Origin of the sequence: Nonomuraea antri (assembly GCF_013283785.1) — a bacterium.
GTDB lineage: Bacteria > Actinomycetota > Actinomycetes > Streptosporangiales > Streptosporangiaceae > Nonomuraea > Nonomuraea antri.
In genome coordinates this window covers 1-19,080 of record NZ_JABCPZ010000018.1, presented here as the reverse complement: position 1 = coordinate 19,080, position 19,080 = coordinate 1, and the positions used below count along the sequence as shown (strand labels likewise).

The window sequence follows — 19,080 nt, the reverse complement described above, 5'->3', positions numbered from 1 at the left end:
GTGGCCATGACGTCGTCATATTTCGGACGCTGATAGACATATCCCGTGATTCGCGTACTGCTGGCCGAAGATCAGCACGTGATCAGGGGCGCCCTGGTGGCCCTGCTCGGCCTGGAACCGGACCTGGAGATCGTGGCCGCCGTCGAGTCGGGCGACGCCGCCGTCTCCGCCGCCGCCGTGCACCTGCCCGACGTGGCCGTGCTTGACATCGACATGCCGGGCACCCTCGACGGACTGGCCGCCGCCGCGGAGATCCGCGGCCGCGTGCCGTCCTGCCGGGCGCTCATGCTCACCGGGTACGGCAAGCCCGGCCACCTCAAGCGGGCGCTGACCGCGCAGGTGGACGGCTTCCTGCTGAAGACCGCGCCGCCGGAGGACCTGGTGGCCGCGATCCGCAAGGTGGCCGCCGGTCAGCGGGTGCTCGACCCGTCGCTGGCTGTCACGGCCTGGGACCTGGCCGACAACCCGCTCACCCCGCGCGAGGCGGACGTGCTCAGGCTCGCCGCCGGCGGCGCCGAGGCCACCGAGATCGCCCAGCGGCTGCACCTGACCGCCGGGACCGTGCGCAACTACCTGACCGGCATCGTGGCCAAGCTAAACGCCCGCAACCGCACCGACGCCGTGCGCATCGCCGCCGAGTCGGGCTGGATCTAGCCCCGGGTACGGCACGGCCGCGTCGAGCAGGAACCAGCCGTCGTCGAAACCGGTGGTCAGGCGGCCGTCGAGGGTGGCCAGGCGGGTGGTCAGGTTGCCGATGCCGGACGAGCCGCGCCGCGACCCAGTGGCACGGGCGCCGTCGTTGCGTACCCGCAGCCGCACCGACCGGCCGTCGGCCTCGGTGCTGATCACGCAGCGCCGGGCCGAGCTGTGGCGCAGCACGTTCGTGACCGCCTCGCGCAACACCGCGCTCAGCACGGTCTCCACCTCCGGCGGCAGCGGCGGGTGGGCCAGGCTCACGCTCACCTCGACCCGGGCGGTGGCGAGTGTCGACGCGGCCGAATCGGCCTCGGCGGCCAGCGAGAGGTCGCGCTGCTCGCCGGAGACCGAGCGCAGGTCGTGCTCGGCCCGTTCGGCCATCGCGACGATCTCCGCCAGCTGGGCCCGGGGCTCGGGCAGACGGCGGGCCAGCTCGCAGGTGAGCAGGATGGCGGCCAGGCTGTGGCCGAGCAGGTCGTGCAGGTCGCGGGCGGCCCGCAGCCGCTCTTCGACCACCGCCGACCTGGCCAGGCTCTCCCTGGCCGCGCGCAACTCGGCGACGATCGCGGCCAGCCGCAGCAGGCCGTGCATGACCAGCCCGGTGACCAGCGCGCTCAGCGTGTAGTTCACCCCGACGGACAGCGGCAGCCCGAGCCGCCAGGAGACGGCCGCGACGCTCGCCAGGACGGCCGCGACCAGCGGCACCGACACCCGCCGGCGGAAGGCCAGCAGGATCGGCCCGGCCAGGAACCCCGGCACCCCCAGCCAGGCCGCGCCGAAGAACGGGATCGGCGCGTAGGTGAGCACCGCCATCACCGACAACGCCGCCATGTGCCGCCCGGAGACGGCCCTGAGCTGCATGACCACGATCACCGTCAGGACGACGGCGGCCGGCCACAGGTGACTCGGCGGGAGCTGGAGCAACGCCTTGACGCTGAACCCGAGCAGCACGGCGGCCAGCAGCACCACCGACACGTCCGGCAGTGTCCTGGCCCGCGCGGGGGCCGGGCCGGCCGCCCGGGTCGCTGGGCGGGGGAGAGCGGCCTCGATCCAGTGCCTGCCGTCGGGAGACAGGCCGCTGCGCAGCGTGCCGCCGCCGGACTCCACCTGCTGGGCCAGGTTGCTCAGGCCCTCGCCGTCCGCGGTGCGCCGGCCGTCGTCCGTCACCCGCAGGGTCACCGTGGCGCCCGGTTCGTCCGTCTCGATCAGGCAGAGGCGGGCCTCGCCGCGGCGTACGACGTCGGTGACGGCCTCGCGGAGCACGGCCGCGAGCAGCGCACCGGCCGGGCCGAGCGGTTCGCCGTGGCCGGCGCGCACCTCGACCGCCACCCCGGCGGCGTCGAGCATCGCCCGGGCGGTGGTGAGCTCGGGCGTCAGCGACATGGCCCGGTAGTTCGCGGCGGCGGCGCGGGCGTCGGCCAGCGAGCCGCGGGCCGTCGCCACCACCTCGCCGAGCACGTCGGCGGCGCGTGCCGGGTCGGCCAGCGACGTGCGCGCCCCCGCGATGATCGCGGCCAGGCCGCGCCCGAGCCCGTCGTTCAGCTCGGCCGCGATGCGCAGCCGCTCCTCGCCGACCGCCGCCGCGGCCAGGGCCAGCCGGGTGGCATGCAGCTCGTCCACCCGCTCGACCAGCCGGATGAGACCGTAGACGACCAGCGAGATCAGCACGGTCGAGATGGTCGCGTCGAGCGTGCCCGCCGGGTCGGCACGCCTGGCGTGGTCGATCACCGCGGCGCTCAGCGCGACGGCCGGCATCAGGCCCCACCAGCGGGTCACCAGCAGCGAACCGCCGAGGAAGCCGAGCAGCCCGACCGAGCCGCCGCCCAGCGTGACCGCGTACGCCGCCGCGCCCAGGAGGGCGAGCACCGGCCCGGTTCTGCGCAGGAACGCGAACAGGCACTGCAGCCCGAACACCGCCACCGCCCCGACCGCGCCCGCGGCCACGTAGACGCCGGCGAAGCCGGCCAGCACCACGACCAGGATCAACCGCGCAGACCGCACCCGGACAGCTTAGGAGAGGACAGATCAGGAGAAACCGCGGGGGAGCACGGCCACCGGGCAGCACGACGCCCGCAGCACCTTCATCGCCAGCTCGCCCAGGAACACCCGGTGCGGCTGGGCGTCCTCGCTGGCCGCGCACACCAGCAGCTCGCCGGGCAGCCACTCCACGCCCTCCATCGCGGCCGCCACGTCGTGGCCCTCGGCGACCTGCGACTCGGCCTCGATGCCGGTGCTCTCCCAGGCCAGCCTGACCGCCAGCGCGAGATCGTCCTTGATCATGCCCTGGTCGTTCGTCCGCAGGTCGAGGGTGACCAGCCGGAGCGGCACGCCGAGCCGCAGCGCCGCCTGCGCCACCCGCTCCACCGCCGCGTCGCACTGCGGCCGGTGCACGTACGCCAGCGTCAGCCTGGACGGCGACTCAGGCGGCAGGTACCCGTCGGGCGTCAGCATCACCGCCTCGGAGGCCAGGTGCAGCAGGTGGTCGGAGGTGCTGCCGATCGAGATGCGCCCGCGCCGCCCGCCCGGCGACGAGCCGACCACGATCAGGTCGGCCTTGATCCGGCTGGCCAGCACGGCGAGCCCGCGCCCCGCGCCGCGGCTCTCGAACGCCATGTACTCGGCCGGGACGTCGCCCACCTCCTCCGCCGCGTGCGCCAGGTTCGCCTGCGCCTCGACCGCCAGCCCCGGGCTGCCGGGCGGGTAGATCGAGGCGATGGTGAGCTCGCCGCCGGTGACGCGCGTGATGGCGGCGCCGAGGGCGAGAGCGTCACGTCCACCCGGGTCTCCGGTATAGCCGACGATCACGTGCTCTCCGATCACGACAGCCCTCTTACCCGCTATGAGCTGCGAATACGCGACTGATTCCGGAACGCTGGAAACGTCCCGAGGCGGGCGGAGCGACGGCCATCGGGGATTCGGCCGCCCCGGATCTCGGCCTTTCGGTCGAAGCATTTGACCCGAGTAGTTCGTAAAGTCGTGTCCACTGATCATTCACGGATTGGACACCGCACCTGTGTACCGCGACATCGTCGACTTCGCCCTGAGCACCCCCGACTGGCTGCACGCCCTCGCCGAGTTCGGCACGGACGCGGGCCTGTTCGTCTTCGCCGGGTTGTTCCTGTGGTGCTTCTGGCAGGCCAGGCAGGCGCCCGCCCGCGAGCTGGCGCTGGCGCTCGCGGGTCCGGCGGGCATCGTGGTCGCCTACGTCATCAGCGAGGTCGTCAAGACGATCGTCAGGGAGGACCGGCCGTGCCGGGGCGGGATCGTCACCATCGCCGAATGCCCGCCGCCGGACGACTGGTCCTTCCCCAGCAACCACTCGGTCATCGCGGCCGGGGCCGCCGCCACGCTCGTCCTGGTCAGGCGGGCGCTGGCCTGGGTGGTGCTGCCGCTGGCGGCGGTCATGGCGTTCTCGCGGGTGTTCGTCGGCGTGCACTACCCGCACGACGTGGCCGTGGGCTTCCTGTTCGGGCTGGTGCTCGCGCCGCTGTTCGCGTTGCTGCTGGTGGGGGCCGTCACCCCGGTCGTCAGGCTCGCGCGAACGCGTCTGTCGCCGTGATGAGCCGGTCTCGATCGAGGCGTGCCCGGCGTCGTCCACGACCTGGAACTCCGCCTCCGGCCAGGCCCGGTGCAGCTCCCAGGCCGTCACCATGGGCGTGCAGGAGTCGTAGCGGCCCTGCACGATCACCGCCGGGATGTGGCGGATCTTGTCGACGTCCCTGATGAGCTGCTCGGGCTCGAACCAGCCGCCGTGGGTGAAGTAGTGGTTCTCGATCCTGGCGAAGCAGACGGCCAGCTTCTCCTCGCCGAACTCCGCGACGAGTTCGGGGTCGGGCAGCAGGGTGATCGTGCCGGCCTCCCACTGCGCCCACGCGCGGGCGGCGGCCACCCGCGCCTCGTCGTCGTCGCCTTCGAGCCTGGCGCGGAAGGCGGCCATCAGGTCTCCACGCTCCTCCTGCGGGATCGGGGCCACGTACGACTCCCACAGATCCGGGAACAGGAACGAGGCGCCCTCCTGGTAGAACCAGTGCAGCTCCTTCGGGCGGAGCGTGAAGATGCCGCGCAGCACCAGCTCGGACGTCCTGTCAGGATGCCGCTGGGCGTAGGCCAGGGCCAGCCCGCTGCCCCACGACCCGCCGAACACCTGCCACCGCTCGATGCCCAGGTGCTCGCGCAGCTTCTCCATGTCGGCGACCAGGTTCCAGGTGGTGTTCGCGGCCAGCGAGGTGGCCGGGTCGCTGGCGTGCGGCAGGCTGCGCCCGCAGTTGCGCTGGTCGAACAGGACGATCCGGTACCGCTCTGGGTCCCACTGCCGGCGATGCTTGGCCGTGCACCCGCCGCCGGGGCCGCCGTGCAGCATGACGGCCGGCTTGCCCTCCGGGTTGCCGCAGACCTCCCAGTAGATCTGGTCGCCGTCGCCCACGTCGAGCAGGCCGGAGTCGTAGGGCTCGAGTGCGGGGTACAGGTCTCTCATGCCCCCCGATCCTGCCACGGACCTGGTTCTCCGGCGGCCACCCGGCTGTTTACAGTGATCGCATGGAGCTGGTGACGATCGACGACATCCGGGCGGCGGCCGAGCGCATCAGGCCGGTGGTGATCCGCACTCCGCTCGTCCCGATGGGCGCGGCCTGGGTCAAGCCGGAGAGCCTGCAGCGGGTGGGCTCGTTCAAGATTCGCGGGGCGTACAACGCGGTGGCCGCGCTGCGGCCGGACGGCGGGGTGGTCACGCACTCCTCGGGCAACCACGGGCAGGCGCTGGCGTACGCGGCCAGGGAGTTCGGCGTGCCGTGCGTGGTCGTCGTGCCCGAGGGCACCCCGGAGGTCAAGGCCGCGGCCATCAGGGGATGGGGGGCCGAGCTCGTGGTCGTGCCGCCCGACCAGCGGGAGAGCGCGGCGCTGAAGCTGGCGGCGGATCGCGGGCTGACCCTGGTCCCGCCCTACGACCATCCGGCGGTCATCGCCGGTCAGGGCACGATCGGCCTGGAGATCGTGGCCGACCTGCCCGCGGTGGAGGTCGTCCTGGTGCCGGTCAGCGGCGGCGGGCTGGCGGCCGGCATCGCCTCGGCGGTCAAGGCGCTGCGGCCCGACACGCGGGTGATCGGCGTGGAGCCCGAACTGGCCGCCGACGCCGTGGAGAGCCTGCGGGCCGGGCGGCCGGTGGCCTGGGAGCCGGCCAGGTCGTTCCGCACCATGGCCGACGGGCTGCGCGCGAACCTCTCCGACCTGACCTACGCCCACCTGCGGGAACGGCTCGACGGCATCGTCACCGTGACCGAGGAGGAGATCCTGGCCGCGATGGGCCACCTGGCTCGCGCGGCCCGGCTCGTCGCCGAGCCGAGCGGCGCGGTGGCCACGGCCGCCCTGCTGTCGGGCCGCGTGCCCGCCGGGCGCACCGCGGTGGTGCTGTCGGGCGGCAACGTCGATCCCGCGCTCTTCCGCCGGGCCGTCTCCTGAGTTCGAGCCGCCCGCTACGCGGGGGACCAGGTGTGGCGGGTCAGGAACGAGCGGTCGCCGGTGGCGTACTCGCCGAAGGCCCGCTGCACGTCCGACAGGTCGGACAGCACGGTACGGACCATCGAGCCCTCCTTGTACTCCACCTCGTACCCGGGCGAGACCTGGAGGAAGTGCCGCCCGAAGTTCACCAGGGCGACGAACGGGTTCTGCGGCGCCACGGTGGCCAGCACGTCGTGCACCAGGCCCAGGTCCGGGTCGTGCACGATCATCCCGTCGCCGGTGTGCAACTGCATGCCCTCGTAGACGCCCAGCGGCGCGACGTTGTGCACGAGGTCGCGCTGCGGGTCGTAGCAGACCAGGCCGTGGGCCCTGGCGATGGTGAACACCTGGGCCGACGTCTCGTCCATCGTGTCGAGGTCCATGCTCACCAGCACGTGCCCCGGATAGACGGTGACCTCGCCGGGCAGCTCCTTGGCGACCTCCGGCACCGCCGCCCCGGTCACCGGATCGGTCCGCTTCACGGCCAGGTAGGTCGTACGGGCCTGATCCCGGCTGATCGGCACCGGCTCGTCCCACACCATCAACTCAACGCTCATCAGTCCATCTTGTCGAACCGGCACCCATCCGTACGCGACTGGCGACAAGAAGCGGTGTGTCACGCGGTGGACGGCTTCTCGGAGTCGGGGACCAGTTCCACCGTGCAGTGGGCGCAGCGCCGGGCTTCGGTGGGGATGTCGGACAAACACTCCGGACACTGCTTGGTGGCCGCCTGCTTGTCGCGGTTGAACAGGTTGATCAGCCGGTTCATCGGCATCACGATGAACCAGTAGACCACGGCCGCGATGATCATGAAGCTGATCAGGTGGTTGAGGAAGTCGCCGTACTTGAACTGGCTGCCGTTGATCGTGAAGGAGTAGTTGGCGAAGTCGGGCTGCCGGCCGCCGGTGATCGCGCCGATCAGCGGTGTGATCAGATCGGCCACCAGCGCCTGGACCAGCCCGCTGAACGTCGCCCCGACGATCACCGCGACCGCCAGTTCGACGAGGTTACCCCGCAGTAAGAATCTCTTGAACTCGCCCATGTCAGGGCAAGTAGCCAAGAAAGGGACACTTAAACCCTTTATGACCCTATCTGGGGTATATATGAATTAAGGTAAAGCTTAGATGATGTCGAATTCTCCAGCTTTGACCGCATCGCGGAAAAATTCCCACTCTGTCCTGGAGAATGCGAGTATGGCGCCCTTGTCGTCTTTGCTGTCGCGCATCAAGACATGGTCACCGCCATCTGCCACCTCGACGCAGTTGCCGTTGTTGCACGAGTACCAGGTCAGCATGTTGGGAGCCTGGGGGGAACTCATGCGATACCTCGCAGAAGGTTGCCTACTGGACGTCTTGCCCAGGCAATCGTAACCATGATGCTCTTGCCGGGCTTGACGCCTGCGACTCCAACGCGCTGCAGTGGCGGGTGCGCCTGCAGGTAACGGGTCAGGCCCGCTTGAGCTTCTCTACGAAGTCGCTCCAGACGTCTGCCTTGAACCTCAGGATGGGTCCGTCGGACTGCTTGGTGTCGCGCACCATGACCGTGTCGTCCTCGGGGTTCATCGCCGCCGCGACACAGCTGCCGTTGTTGCAGGATGAGGAGATGATCCACCGAAACTGCTGGTCAGAACGGCGCGCTGAGCGAGGCGAGGTCATCGTTGACACTCCTGCGGTGTGGCTTTCCAAGGGACGGGTGCTCGTTTCGCGGACATGACCCGGCAGCGTCGAGATGTGCGCGCTGATCGCAATGGTAGTGGTGTCCGCGACCGATGGAGAACGCGATTGGCAAAAAGTCGCTATGGTCGAGGGCTGCTGTTCCGGCCTGCGAAGTAATTTTCGCGGTCGCCGATCAGATTCGCCGAATCCGACGGGCTGAGCGCGGTCGCCCGCAGGTGATTGAGGATTTCCCGGTATCGGTTCAGATGTCGTGGCTTCTCCAGGAAGAGCTGCCCGGCGAGCGTGTCCATGTAGACGGTATCGGGCAGCCCGACGTTGTGATCGAACTCCAGAAGCATGAAGGCGCTGTCGAATCCCATGTGCGCGCCGACAGTGAACGGGATGACCTGGATCGTGACGCGCGGCGCCTCGGCCATCTCGCGCAGCCGCTTCAGCTGGGCCGCCATGACCGCAGGGCCGCCGATGTGCCGGTGCAACGCCGATTCGTCCAACAGCACCCAATAGCGTGGGGGCGAGGTGCTCTCCAGGATCTGCTGGCGCTTCATCCTGACCGACACCCGCTCCTCCAGCACGTTCGTCGCGATTCCGGGCAGGAACCCCCGAATGACCGCCCTGGCGTAGTCCTCGCTCTGGAGCAAGCCGGGGATGGTGGTCGTCTCGTACTCGGAGATGGCGACGGCTTCCGTCTCCATGCCGACGAGCGGGCGGAAGTCGACGTCCTCGGTCTCCTGCCACCAACCCTGTTGGCGGGCCTCCCTGGCCAGAGTCATCAGCTTGGTGTGGTCTGCCACGCCGTACAGGTTGCATAAGTCCCGTACATCCCGCAGGCTCGCCCGACGCTGCCCGGTCTCGATCCGGCTGATCTTCGCCGCTGAGCACAGCAGTTGTGCGGCGACCTCGGCGACGGTCAGACCCGCCTCATGGCGTAAATCCCTCAGCCGCCCGGCGAGCTGGCGCTGGCGGAGGGTCGGGTTGGCGGTCATCCTCGATGCTACCTCCGGGCCAGTGCCGGAAGCGGGAGAGGTGATGCAATCGTCACCTGCACGTTCCGGTGGCAATTGCCGATGGCACGTGGCTTTGGTAACCGACAGGGGTAAATACCAACAAAAGCCTCGGAGGACGCGATGCCTGTCGAAGAACCGATTCCCCGAATGCTGCCCGCGACACAAGGCTGGGCCCCGCAACAACAAAGCTGGGCCGATGTAGCCGCATCGACCCAGCTGACAGATCACCCACTGCCTGGATGCAAGGACGACCCACCATGGATGTTAGCAACTTAATCGCCGAACGGGCGGTTCGTAACCCACTGTTCCGGTTGCTGGCGGCACTGCTCCGCCGCATCGACGCCTGGGCGTTCGACGCGCTCGACGCGCGAGCCCGGGCCCAGGGCTGGCAGGTGCGGCGGCCCGCGCCGCTGATCCGCGTCTACAGAAACCCCGACTTCGACACCCTGACCAGGTGTCTGGCCTGCGCCGGAGAGGGCGTCACCGCGCGCGGGCACTGCCACGCGTGCCTCGGCTCAGGGCGGGTGCGGTCATGAGCCGCCGGTGGCGCGGCGCGGTCGAGCCGTGCTGTGCGTGGCGTGCGGGGGTGGGGTCATGTTGAGCCGTGATCTGCTCGACGAGTTGAACCGGGCCACCACCCCGATCCGCCGGCCGCATCCCCTGGTGGTGCTCTGGCGCTGGCGTTACGAGGCCGCGCTGCTCGTCCTGCTGGTCTGCCTCGTCGCGGCGGCCGGGACGGTGTCGCTCGCGGCGGCGGCCGTGCCCGTCGCGATCGTGCTCTGGCCACAGGCGAGATCCGGTGCGTGGGGACGGATCCGGTGCGTGGTGACCGCCCACCGGATCCGGGTCGGCCTGGTGCAGGCGTACGTGGTGAGCAGGCACGGCAAGATCCCGGCCGTCCTGTGGTGCGCGCCTGCGCCGTTCGGCGAGCGGGTGTGGCTGTGGTGCCGGGCCGGGACCACGGCGGGCCAGGTGGAGCAGGGGCGCGAGGTGATCGCGGCCGCCTGCTGGGCGACCGAGGTGCTGGTGCACCCGAGCCCGAGCAACCCGCACCGGGTGCTGCTCGACGTGGTGCGTCAGGGCCGCGCCGGCGCGGCCGGGCAGGCGCCGCTGCTGCCGGCGCGGGCGCGCGGCCCGCGACAGGAACGCGGCCTGCGATAGGTGCGCGGCCTGCGATAGACGTGAGCCGCCTCTGATACCGCGCCGTCGGAGGCGGCTCACCCATCGATCGGCAGATGGGTCGTGATCTACGTCGCGACTGGGGAAGGAACGGAGGTGAGTCGCAGCCTACGAGGCCGGGCTTGTCCGGTGGAGCGGGGGAACGGAACATGGGGAGAGACCGCAAGGGAGCCTCGATGATCGAGATCTGGCCGGGAGACCCCTATCCCCTCGGGGCGACCTACGACGGCGCGGGCACGAACTTCTCGCTCTACACCGAGGTCGCCGAGGCGGTCGAGCTCTGCCTGTTCGACGAGGACAACGTCGAGACCAAGGTGCCGCTGACCGAGGTCGACGGGTTCATCTGGCACGGCTACCTGCCCGGCGTCGGCCCTGGCCAACGGTACGGGTACCGGGTGCACGGTCCCTACGAGCCGTCGCGCGGCCTGCGGTGCAACCCGAACAAGGTGCTGCTCGACCCGTACGCGATGGCCATCGAAGGCGGCGTGAACTGGAACGAGGCCGTCTACGGCTACCGGTTCGGCCAGCCCGACACCCGCAACGACCTCGATTCCGCGCCGTACGTGCCCAGGTCCGTGGTGATCAACCCGTTCTTCGGCTGGGGCCACGACCGGCCGCCGGCGACGCCGTACCACGACACGGTGATCTACGAGGCGCACGTGCGCGGGCTGACGATCAGCCACCCCAAGATCCCCAAGCATCTGCGCGGCACGTACGCGGCGCTCGGCCACCCGGAGATCCTCGACCACCTCACCAAGCTGGGCGTCACCGCGCTGGAGCTGATGCCGGTGCACCAGTTCGTCACCGACCACATCCTGGAGCAGCGCGGGCTGTCCAACTACTGGGGCTACAACTCGATCGGGTTCTTCGCCCCGCACAACCGCTACTCCAGCCAGGGCCAGCGCGGCGGGCAGGTGCTGGAGTTCAAGGCCATGGTGCGCTCGCTGCACGAGGCGGGCATCGAGGTCATCCTGGACGTCGTCTACAACCACACCGCCGAGGGCAACCACCTCGGCCCCACGCTCGGGTTCAGGGGCATCGACAACCTCAACTACTACCGGCTGGTCGACAGCGACAAGCGGTACTACGTCGACACCACCGGCACCGGCAACAGCCTGCTCATGCGCTCCCCGCACGTCCTGCAGATGATCATGGACTCGCTCCGGTACTGGGTGCTGGAGATGCACGTCGACGGCTTCCGCTTCGACCTGGCCTCCACGCTGGCGCGCGAGCTGCACGAGGTCGACCGGCTGAGCGCGTTCTTCGACCTGGTTCAGCAGGACCCGGTGTTGTCGCAGATCAAGCTCATCGCCGAGCCGTGGGACGTCGGCCCGGGCGGCTACCAGGTCGGCAACTTCCCCTCCCGCTGGACCGAGTGGAACGGCCGCTACCGCGACACCATCCGCGACCTGTGGCGCGGGCAGGCGGCGACGCTGCCGGAGTTCGGTTCGAGGTTCACCGGGTCGAGCGACCTGTACAAGGACGACAGCCGCCGCCCTGCCGCCTCCATCAACTTCGTCACCTGCCACGACGGGTTCACGCTGCAGGACCTCGTCTCGTACAACAACAAGCACAACGAGGCGAACAAGGAGGGCAACCGCGACGGCACCGACGACAACCGCTCGTGGAACTGCGGCGAGGAAGGCCCGGCGGGCATCGCCATCGAATCGCTGCGCGAGCAGCAGAAACGCAACTTCCTGACCACGCTGTTCCTGTCGCAGGGCGTGCCGATGCTCTCGCATGGCGACGAGCTCGGCCGCACGCAGCGGGGCAACAACAACGGCTACTGCCAGGACACCGACCTGACCTGGGTCGACTGGTCGGACGTCCGGGAGAACTGGCTGCTGCTTGAGTTCACGCAGAGCCTGGCCGCGCTGCGCAAGAAGCATCCGGTCTTCCGCCGCAGGCGATTCTTCTACGGCAAGCCGGTACGCGGGCTGAGCGACATCGCGTGGCTCACCCCGTCAGGGGAGGAGATGACCGACAGCGACTGGAACGTCGGATACGCCAAGTCGCTGGCCGTGTTCCTGAACGGCGACGCCATCACCGAGCCCGACAGGCGCGGCAGGCCGATCAGGGACGACTCGTTCCTGCTGCTGTTCAACGCCCACTACGACACGATCCGCTTCACCATCCCGAAGGACTACGGCGAGATGTGGCACACGGAGATCGACACGGCGATGCCGATCAGGCTCGACGCCCGCATGTGCCGGGCCGGCGAGGCGATAGCGGTGCCTGGACGCAGTGTTCGGGTGCTGCGCCGTGTCTAAGCCCACCTCCACCTACCGCCTGCAGCTCACGCCCGACTTCGGCTTCGCCGCCGTCGCCGAGATCGCCCCGTACCTGCGTGAGCTGGGCGTCAGCCACGTCTACCTGTCGCCGATCCTGCAGGCCACGCCCGAATCGCGGCACGGCTACGACGTCATCGACCACTCGATGATCCGCGAGGAGTTCGGCGGGGCCAAGGGGTTCAGGCACATGGCCGAGCGGCTGGCCGCCCATGATCTGGGCATCGTGGTCGATATCGTGCCGAACCACATGAACACCACCAACGGCCACTTCTGGTCGGTGCTCAAGGACGGGCCGGCCTCGCCGTACGCGAAGTGGTTCGACATCGACTGGAACGACGGGAAGGTCGCGCTGCCGGTGCTCGGCGACTCCGCCGAGCCGGTGGTCGACGGCGACGTGCTGCGCTACCACGACCACACCTTCCCCCACCCCGGGCACTACCGGCTGGTCGACTGGCGCGAAGGGCCGGGCTACCGGCGCTTCTTCGACGTCTCCACGCTGCTCGGGCTGCGCGTGGAGGACCCCGCGGTGTTCTTCGCCACGCACGAGGTGATCTTCTGGCTGCTCGACGAGGGCCTGGTCGACGGGCTGCGCGTCGACCACCCCGACGGGCTGGCCGACCCGCGCGGCTACCTGGAGCGGCTGCGGTCCAGGTCCGGCGGCGTCTGGACGGTGGTGGAGAAGATCCTCATCGGCCCCGAACGGCTGCCCGCCGACTGGGCCTGCGACGGCGCCACCGGCTACGAGGTGCTGAACCGGGTCAACGGGCTGTTCGTCGACCCGTCGGGCAAGTCGCCGCTCGTCGAGCTGTTCACCGAGCTGACCGGCTGCCCGGACGACTACCGTCCGGTGATGGCGCAGGCCAAGCAGGAGGTCATCGACCTGTTCTTCGGCGCCGAGGTGAGCCGGCTGGCCGAGGTCACCGGCTGCGACCCGGCCGCCGTCGCCGAACTGCTCGCCGCGATGCCGGTCTACCGGGCGTACGTGGTGCCTGGCGAGCCGCCGCCGGCCGAGTCCGTGGAGATCGTCGAGCAGGCCGCCGCGAGCTGCTCGCCGGCCGTTCGTCCGGTCGTCCAGCAGGTGCTGTACGGCTCGCCCGAGGCGATCGTCCGCTTCCAGCAGACCTGCGGCCCGGTCATGGCCAAGGGCGTCGAGGACACCGCGCTGTACCGGTGGTACCCGCTGGCCTGCCTCAACGAGGTGGGCGGCGAGCCCGACGTGTTCGGGATCCCCGTCGCGGAGTTCCACGAGTTCTGCGCCGGGATGCCGCCGTACACGATGACCACGCTGTCCACGCACGACACCAAGCGGTCGGAGGACGTGCGGGCGCGGCTGTCCGTGCTGTCGGAGCTGCCGCGCGAGTGGGCGGCCGCGGTGCGCGAGTGGTCGTCGTCGCTCAGCTTCGACCCGCGCCTCGACTACCTGGCCTGGCAGAACCTCATGGCGGCCTGGCCCATCTCCGCCGAGCGGTTCACCGACTACCTGCTCAAGGCGGCGCGCGAGGCCAAGACCGCCATCTCCTGGGTCGATCCCGACCCCGACTACGAGCGGCGGCTGCGGGACTTCGCCCAGGCCGCGGTGAAGCTGCCGATCGGCGAGTTCACCGAGCGCATCGACAGGTTCGCCATGTCGAACTCGCTCGGCGCCAAGCTGGTTCAGCTCATGATGCCCGGGGTGCCCGACGTCTACCAGGGCAACGAGACCACGGACTTCTCGCTGGTCGACCCGGACAACCGGCGGCCCGTCGCGTTCCCGGCCCTGCCGGAGAACTCGTGGGACGAGGCGAAGTTCCTGCTCACGACACAGGCGTTGCGGCTGCGGCGGCGGCTGGGGGGAGAGGCGTCGTACACGCCGTTGCACGCGGACGGCGACGCGGCGGAGCACGTGATCGCCTTCGCTCGCGGGGGGACGTCCGACGACCGGGGCCTGGCGGGAGCCGTCGCGGTGGCGACGCGCCTGCCGGTGCGCCTGGCTCGGCGCGCAATGGTTCGCGCAGGAGAGACGCGGCACGGATGGGGGGCGACCACGTTGACCCTGCCCTCTGGTGCCTGGCGAGACCTGTTGACCGGTGCACTGCACACCGGACGGGTCCCGCTGGCGCACCTGCTCGGTCGGTATCCCGTCGCACTCCTGGAGAGACATGATCTTTGAGGTCTGGGCGCCCGAGGCCACGACTGTCGAGGTCGACGTCCTGGACGAGCGCCACGCCATGTCCGCCGGCGAGCGGGGCTGGTGGACGGCCGCGGTGGCCGAGGCCACGCACGGCACCCCCTACGCCTTCGTCCTCGACGGCGACGGCCCCTACCCTGACCCGCGCTCGCGGCGTCAGCCCGAGGGCGTCTTCGGCCCGAGCGCCGTCTACGAGCATGCCCGTTTCACCTGGTCCGACCACGAATGGACGGGCCGCGACCTGCGCGGCGCGGTCATCTACGAGCTGCACGTCGGCACGTTCACCGAGGCGGGCACGTTCGCCTCGGCCATCGAGCGGATCGGCCACCTGGTCGAGCTGTGCGTCGACTTCGTGGAGATCATGCCGGTCGCGCCCGTGCCCGGCGGCCGCAACTGGGGCTACGACGGCGTCGACCTGTACGCGGTCAACGAGACCTACGGCGGGCCCGACGGGCTCAAGTCGTTCGTGGACGCCTGCCACCGGGCCGGGATCGGCGTCATACTCGACGTCGTCTACAACCATCTCGGGCCGTCGGGGAACTTCCTGCGGCCGTTCGGGCCGTACTTCGCCGGATTCGCCGGGAGCTACTGGGGCGAGGCGGTCAACCTCGACGGGCCGCACTCCGACGAGGTGCGGCGCTACTTCATCGAGAACGCGCTGCAGTGGCTGCGCGACTACCACGTCGACGGGCTCAGGCTCGACGCCGTGCACGCGCTGCACGACAAGCGCGCCACCCACCTGCTGGCCGAGCTGGCCGCCGAGGTGGACGTCCTGGCCTGCGCGGTGGGCCGGCCGCTGACGCTGATCGCCGAGTCCGACCTGAACGACCCGCGCATGGTGCGTCCGCTGGAGGCCGGCGGATACGGCATGAACGCCCAGTGGGACGACGACGTGCACCACGCGCTGCACTGCGCGGTGAGCGGGGAGGACCACGGGTACTACGCCGACTTCGCCGACCTGTCCGCGCTGGCCAAGGTGCTGACCACGGGCGTGCTGCACGACGGCGGCCGTTCGAGCTTCCGGCTGCGCTCGCACGGGGCCCCGTTCGACGGCGTCCCCGGTCACCGGCTGGTCGCCTGCCTGCAGAACCACGACCAGATCGGCAACCGTCCCGGCGGCGACCGGCTGCCTCTTCCGGCGCTGAAGCTGGGCGCGGGACTGCTGCTGACCTCGCCGTTCACGCCGATGCTGTTCATGGGCGAGGAATGGGGCGCGCGCTCGCCGTTCCTGTTCTTCTCCGACCACGTCGATCCCGAGCTGCGGGGCAGCGAGGCCGCGCGGCGGCAGCGCGAGTTCGACGGCTTCGGCTACGCCTGGGACGCGCCCGACCCGTCCGACGAGGAGACGTTCCTGCGCTCGAAGCTCGACTGGAGCGAGCTGAAGGAGGAGGCGCACTGGTCGCTGCTGTGCTGGTACCGGGACCTGATCGCGCTGCGCAAGGCGCTGCCCGAGCTGTCCGACCCGCGCTTCGAGCGGGTGCGGGTGGAGGTCGATCCGCAGGGGAAGTGGCTGGTGATGTGGCGCGGGGAGCTGCCGGTGGCGGTCAACTTCGCGGCGGAGTCTGTGACGGTGCCGGTGCGGGCCGGGACGGTGCTGCTGGCCTCGGACGAGCCGGTGTCGGCGGGCTCGGACGGGCTGCGGCTGCCGGCGCAGTCGCTGGTCATCTCACGGCCGGGCGGGGGGTGAACGGGGGGTTCGCGCGGCGGCCGGCTCATCCGCCAGTGTGGGGGCCTTCTATCCACAGCCGGCGAGTTGTCCACAGCCGGTGAGGCCATAGGCCCCTCCGTCCACAGAACGCGGTTCCGTCCCACGCGCCGCCCGCCCCGTTCCCCATCCTGGGTGCGTCACCGAAGCAGCAAGCCATGGGCCGTCGCGGTCAACACGCGTCGGCCCACGGCACCCCGGAGGGAGCCCCCGGATGAAGATCGTCCTCCCCTTGCCGAACGTGCTCACCACCCTGTTCATCGTCGTCACCGAGCCGCTGACGTTCGACATCGCGTCCTTCGTGCCCTGGCGCGTCGGCCGGCCACACAGGAAAGCCGCCATGGCCGCCCTGGGCAGCCCGCTCCTGACCGTCTCCCACCACAAGACCCCGTGGAAACCCACCGACGTCAACCTCTCGGGCGAGGAGAGACGCCGCCTGCGCCGGGCCAGGCACCACCTCGTCGTCTCCTCCACCGGCACGCCGCCGCACCTGCCGGGAAACCTCCAGGTCGCCAGAGCCACGGCCAGAGCACTCGCCCGCACCTGCGACGGCCTGCTCATCGACCCCCTGACAGGCTCCGCCGTGCCCTCCTGCGAGCGAGGCCCGGGTGAGCCCGGCGACTTCCGGCTGCACGACGACTGGCTGACCTGGGACGTCCAGGTTCACGGCGACGCCACCTGCCCGCCGTGGGACCCGTCCGACACGGGTGCCTGCGACTGCCTCCGGGTCACGTCCAAGGGGCTGAGCCGCTTCGGTCTCCCGGAGATCACCCTCGACGGCGCGGCCTGCGCGCATCACCTCTGCGCCACGAACCTCCTGCGCATGGTCGCCCACCGCCTGCTGGCCGACCACCTGTCCTTCCTCGGCACCCACCCGTCCGCCGCGGCCCGCCCACTCGACGACCATCTCCACATCGAGACCGCCGACCAGGCGCTCCTTCCCGGCGGCCACTCGGGCGGTCACCCCGGGCCGCCGTTCACCGTCCGCCTGACCCCGTGCGACGCCGACCTGGGCGAGCCGGGGCGGGCCGGCAGCATCCGCCGGCTCAAGGTGAGCCCCGCCCCCGGCACCGGGCGGGTCACCTGCCTCAAGGTGGGCCCGCCGTCGGGGTTCACCGGGTCGCTGAACAACTGGCTGTGCGCCACGCAGGGGGTGAGTCACGCGTCGCTGACGTCCATCGGCCACCACCTCACGGACCCCGCAGCCGCCCTGGCCGCCTGACCTGGCGCACGGCACCTGATCTCGCTGACCTTGAGGCCTTGCGGGCGCGGCGGCCGGGACAGCCGCGGCTGTTCTGACCAGACTGGATACTGGATGGGCATGGCGGCGGCAGTTCTGAACCAAAGACGGGCGTGCGGCCGTCCAAGAGTCGTGATCCCGTTTGAGATGATCGACGAAGATCTACGCACGGCGCGCCAGCGGGCGCGCCGATGGGACCAACTGGACGAGCGCCGCAGGGCGATCGCCGACCGGGCACTCGAAGCCGGGCGGACGTTCGACGCCCTGGACGCCTGGGACCAGGAGACGATCCTGGTCGAGGAGGCCAGGCTGGACGCGTTCGCCACGGTGCTCGCGGCCGTGGAGCGAGAACTCGCCGAGCTGGGGCCGGCGCGGGAGCTCTACGAGGAGCTGCTGACGCGCAAGGAACGGCGGCTGGTGCAGTCGGCCGATCCGCGCGGTGCCGAACTGCTGGAGATGCGGCGGCTGCTGGCCGAACTCGACGTCGAGCTCCCGGCCAGGGAACGTGCCAGGACGGCGGGTCTCGCCGTGGGGAATGACGGGGAGGGGATGGCGGAGTTCGTCCGGCAGCTCGCGGCACTCGGGATGTCGGCGGCCCCGCAGGTGGACGAGGTGCCTGGGTGGGTGGAGCGGCTGGAGCTGCGGTGCGAGGAGCTGGCGCGGCTGCGTGACGAACTGCGGGAGCGGAGGGAGGGGTTGCTACTCGAGTGACCTGGACCGCTCCGCTAACGGCCACCGTGTGGTCTCTGCGGGATTGGCGTGCGGTTCCTGCGCGGTTCGGCGAGGTGGTTGCTGCGCGGCTCGGCCCGTGGGGGCGTCGACGCGCCACCGGCCGGCCCGTGTAACCGGCCCGCGTGAGCACGCGCGCAGGCACGCGCGCAGGCACGGGCGAGGGCATGGGCGAGGGCATGGGCATCGGGGCCGAGCGTAGGGCGGGCACGGCGTGGTGGGGGTGGTGTCGGCGAAAGCCCAGCTGGTCCCCGTGAGACCGGCCTGCGCGGGCCAGGGCATGGCACGAGCACCAGGCACGGGTGCGGGTGCGTGTGGTTTCGGCGGAAGGCCAATTGGTCTCTGTGCGACCGGCCTGCGGAACGGGCGTGGGTGTGGGCCCGGGACCGGGTCACCGACACCGCCTGCGCCCATGGCCTCACCCGTGCCCGTGGTGGCCCGTGCCCGTGATCGTGCCCGTGCCCGTGACCGACCCATGCAAGCCGATTGCCCGTGCGGAGTAGCCAGCCACTTGCCAACACCGCCCACGCCCGCACCTGCGTCGCCGATGCACATGCAGGCCATCCAGCCTCCGCCGACGCCACCCGCGCACGCGCCCGTACCTGTGCCCGGCGCCTGTGCCACGCCCGTGCCTGCCCAGGCCCGATCACGCGGGCACCGGTCGGTCTCTCGCAACACCACCCCGAGCCCATGCTCGTGCCCGATGGCTGGTTCACGGGCGCATCGCGCTGCGGATGCGAATGCGGCCTTGCCGGTGTATCGGCTGGTTCCTGCGAGGTCCGACGTGTCAGCGCGGGTGGGGGTGCCGAGAGCGCGTGGTAGGAGCCGGGGTGCGTGGTGACGGTGCTGAGAGTGCGGAGTGCGGGGCGTTGAGGGTGCGTAGTGAGGGCGCTGAGAGGG

The 19,080-nt window shown here is 70.6% G+C and carries 17 protein-coding genes and 1 pseudogene; 10 read left to right on the top strand and 8 right to left on the bottom strand.

All coding sequences use genetic code 11. The features are described 5' to 3' along the window. Positions 1-45: 45 nt before the first annotated feature. Positions 46-654: a response regulator transcription factor gene (locus HII36_RS08915; RefSeq protein WP_173522611.1), complete on the top strand. Its 609-nt coding sequence runs from the start codon at positions 46-48 to the stop codon at positions 652-654. Here HII36_RS08915 and HII36_RS08910 read toward each other — a convergent pair. Next, entirely contained in the window at positions 595-2,697 is a 2,103-nt protein-coding gene (locus HII36_RS08910; RefSeq protein WP_217369309.1) for a sensor histidine kinase, read from the bottom strand. The two genes, HII36_RS08915 and HII36_RS08910, sit on opposite strands and share 60 nt — an antisense overlap. Before the next feature lie 24 nt (positions 2,698-2,721). Continuing rightward, the gene (locus HII36_RS08905; RefSeq protein ID WP_217369321.1) at positions 2,722-3,516 is read right to left on the bottom strand and encodes a universal stress protein; all 795 of its coding nucleotides are present in this window, start codon (positions 3,514-3,516) and stop codon (positions 2,722-2,724) included. Between the two features lie 193 nt (positions 3,517-3,709). Between HII36_RS08905 and HII36_RS56425 the strand changes: the two genes are divergently transcribed. After that, entirely contained in the window at positions 3,710-4,255 is a 546-nt protein-coding gene (locus tag HII36_RS56425) for a phosphatase PAP2 family protein (RefSeq protein WP_328807650.1), read from the top strand. On the opposite strand, the pseudogene pip reads toward HII36_RS56425, so the two are convergent. Beyond that, a pseudogene (gene pip, locus HII36_RS56420) lies at positions 4,224-5,170 on the bottom strand (prolyl aminopeptidase). The gene HII36_RS56425 and the pseudogene pip sit on opposite strands and share 32 nt — an antisense overlap. Positions 5,171-5,232: 62 nt before the next feature. On the opposite strand from pip, the gene HII36_RS08895 reads away from it, so the two are divergent. Then, positions 5,233-6,150: a threonine ammonia-lyase gene (locus tag HII36_RS08895; protein ID WP_173522609.1), complete on the top strand. Its 918-nt coding sequence runs from the start codon at positions 5,233-5,235 to the stop codon at positions 6,148-6,150. Between the two features lie 14 nt (positions 6,151-6,164). Here HII36_RS08895 and HII36_RS08890 read toward each other — a convergent pair whose 3' ends face one another. From HII36_RS08890 to HII36_RS08870, 5 genes are all read right to left on the bottom strand, one after another. After that, positions 6,165-6,746 (bottom strand): hypothetical protein, encoded by a 582-nt coding sequence (locus tag HII36_RS08890; RefSeq protein ID WP_236003315.1) that lies wholly within the window; start codon positions 6,744-6,746, stop codon positions 6,165-6,167. 59 nt (positions 6,747-6,805) lie between these two features. Beyond that, positions 6,806-7,231 (bottom strand): large conductance mechanosensitive channel protein MscL, encoded by a 426-nt coding sequence (mscL, locus tag HII36_RS08885; protein WP_173522608.1) that lies wholly within the window; start codon positions 7,229-7,231, stop codon positions 6,806-6,808. Between the two features lie 78 nt (positions 7,232-7,309). Beyond that, positions 7,310-7,483, bottom strand: a complete 174-nt coding sequence (locus HII36_RS08880) for a DUF397 domain-containing protein (RefSeq protein ID WP_328807645.1) — start codon at positions 7,481-7,483, stop codon at positions 7,310-7,312. Between the two features lie 151 nt (positions 7,484-7,634). Further along, on the bottom strand, positions 7,635-7,844 hold the full coding sequence (locus HII36_RS08875; protein ID WP_173522606.1) for a DUF397 domain-containing protein: 210 nt from the start codon (positions 7,842-7,844) through the stop codon (positions 7,635-7,637). A gap of 140 nt (positions 7,845-7,984) precedes the next feature. Beyond that, the gene (locus HII36_RS08870; protein WP_173522605.1) at positions 7,985-8,848 is read right to left on the bottom strand and encodes a helix-turn-helix domain-containing protein; all 864 of its coding nucleotides are present in this window, start codon (positions 8,846-8,848) and stop codon (positions 7,985-7,987) included. 278 nt (positions 8,849-9,126) lie between these two features. On the opposite strand from HII36_RS08870, the gene HII36_RS08865 reads away from it, so the two are divergent. The 7 genes from HII36_RS08865 to HII36_RS08835 all read left to right on the top strand — a co-directional run bounded on the left by HII36_RS08865 (position 9,127) and on the right by HII36_RS08835 (position 18,162). Next, complete coding sequence (locus HII36_RS08865) at positions 9,127-9,405, top strand: hypothetical protein (RefSeq protein WP_173522604.1); 279 nt, start codon at positions 9,127-9,129, stop codon at positions 9,403-9,405. Positions 9,406-9,463: 58 nt separating this feature from the next. Further along, positions 9,464-10,030 carry a hypothetical protein gene (locus tag HII36_RS08860; RefSeq protein ID WP_173522603.1) on the top strand — a complete coding sequence of 189 codons (567 nt, stop codon included), beginning with the start codon at positions 9,464-9,466 and terminating at the stop codon, positions 10,028-10,030. Positions 10,031-10,224: 194 nt separating this feature from the next. Then, on the top strand, positions 10,225-12,318 hold the full coding sequence (glgX, locus tag HII36_RS08855) for a glycogen debranching protein GlgX (RefSeq protein WP_173522602.1): 2,094 nt from the start codon (positions 10,225-10,227) through the stop codon (positions 12,316-12,318). Beyond that, positions 12,311-14,488 (top strand): malto-oligosyltrehalose synthase, encoded by a 2,178-nt coding sequence (gene treY / locus HII36_RS08850; protein ID WP_173522601.1) that lies wholly within the window; start codon positions 12,311-12,313, stop codon positions 14,486-14,488. Before glgX ends, treY begins: the two co-directional genes overlap by 8 nt. After that, positions 14,478-16,193: a malto-oligosyltrehalose trehalohydrolase gene (gene treZ, locus HII36_RS08845; RefSeq protein ID WP_173522600.1), complete on the top strand. Its 1,716-nt coding sequence runs from the start codon at positions 14,478-14,480 to the stop codon at positions 16,191-16,193. Before treY ends, treZ begins: the two co-directional genes overlap by 11 nt. Positions 16,194-16,425: 232 nt before the next feature. Beyond that, positions 16,426-17,433 (top strand): hypothetical protein, encoded by a 1,008-nt coding sequence (locus tag HII36_RS08840; protein ID WP_173522599.1) that lies wholly within the window; start codon positions 16,426-16,428, stop codon positions 17,431-17,433. A 165-nt stretch (positions 17,434-17,598) separates the two neighbouring features. Continuing rightward, on the top strand, positions 17,599-18,162 hold the full coding sequence (locus HII36_RS08835; RefSeq protein WP_173522598.1) for a hypothetical protein: 564 nt from the start codon (positions 17,599-17,601) through the stop codon (positions 18,160-18,162). Positions 18,163-19,080: the final 918 nt, after the last annotated feature.